Origin of the sequence: Rhodococcus rhodnii NBRC 100604 (assembly GCF_001894925.1) — a bacterium.
Taxonomy (GTDB): domain Bacteria; phylum Actinomycetota; class Actinomycetes; order Mycobacteriales; family Mycobacteriaceae; genus Rhodococcus_F; species Rhodococcus_F rhodnii.
The window spans coordinates 1-1,433 of record NZ_BCXD01000065.1; the positions used below are offsets into that span (position 1 = coordinate 1).

General features: G+C 66.2%; 1 protein-coding gene. It reads left to right on the top strand.

What is annotated here, in order from left to right:
• Positions 1–127: 127 nt before the first annotated feature.
• On the top strand, positions 128–1,433 hold a 1,306-nt coding region (locus RR1_RS21485), incomplete at its 3' end, for an ISL3 family transposase (protein WP_072713757.1).

Sequence of the window (1,433 nt, forward strand, 5' to 3'; positions counted from 1 at the left end):
GGGCTCTTCCCGATCGGGAGTGCATCACGGGCGGCCGAGGCTGATGGGGTGAGGCACAAGATGTAGGCGGGTCCTGAGGTGTGACGATGAAGGTTCCTACACCGTTGTCGTCTACTCCACAGAACCCATGTCTGAGCCTACGTGCCTTGTCGCCGACACCATCTGCCGAACCGTCGAGCTGGGGCTCACCATCACCGGCGCCGCGATCGCCGACCAGCTGACCCTCATCGAGTGCCGGCCCGTCGAATCGGATCCTCGTTGCCCGACATGTCTGCAGCCCGGGCGGTTGCGGGACCACGTCGATCGGGTCCTGACGGACCTGCCCGTCGTCGGGCACCCCACCCGACTACGGGTCCGGGTACCCCGCTTCACCTGCGCCGACGACGCCTGCGAGACGCAGATCTTCCGGCAGTCCCTCGACCGAGTCACCGCCCCGAAAGCATCAACCACCCGGCGATGCTCCCGCTGGATCCTGCAGCGGTTGGCGATCGACAAGATGTCCGTCTCCGCCGTCGCGAGAGCACTCGGACTCGGCTGGAATACTGTCAACACCCTCGCCGGGTCGTTGGCCCGCGAGGTGGTCTTCGACCACCCCGGGCACCTCGACGGGATCCGCTACCTCGGGGTGGACGAGCACAAGTGGAAGCATCGGCGTGGTCAGGGTGATCCGGACTTCGTGACCGTGATCGTGGACCTGACCCCGGTGATCGACGGCACCGGCCCCGCCCGCCTGCTGGACATGGTCGCCGGCCGCAGCAAGGCTGCACTCGCCGACTGGCTGGGCAAGCGGGACAGCAACTTCCGCAGTCGGGTGCAGGTCGTGGCAATGGATGGGTTCGCCGGCTACCGCACCGCCACCCAAGAGGCGTTGCCGGCGGCGCGGGCGGTGATGGACCCGTTCCATGTCGTGCACCTCGCGGCGGAGAAGCTCACGCTGTGTCGGCAACGCATCCAGCAGACCACACGTGGGCATCGGGGTCGGGTCGGTGACCCCTTGTACGGGATCCGCAGGATGCTGCTCACCCGTACCGAACTGCTCACCGACAAGCAGAAGGACAAGCTCGCGGCGGCGCTCGACCGAGACGACGCGCACCTGCCGGTGGAGGTGACCGCGTGGTGCTATCAGGATCTGATTGCCGCCTACGCCGAGAGCAACAAGCGTGCCGGGAAGCTGGCGATGTTCAAGTGCCTCAAACGAATCCGAACAGGACTTCCCGCAGGGTTGGAGGAGTTGGCGCAACTCGGGCGGAGCCTGTGGCGACGACGCGCCGAGATCCTCGCCTACTTCGACGTCGGGATCTCGAACGGCCCGGTCGAGGCGATCAACGGCCGACTCGAGCATTTACGGGGCATCGCCCTCGGGTTCCGGAACCTCGACCACTACATCTTGCGGTCGTTGATCCACTCCGGGCAGCTTCAGGATCGGATCAACG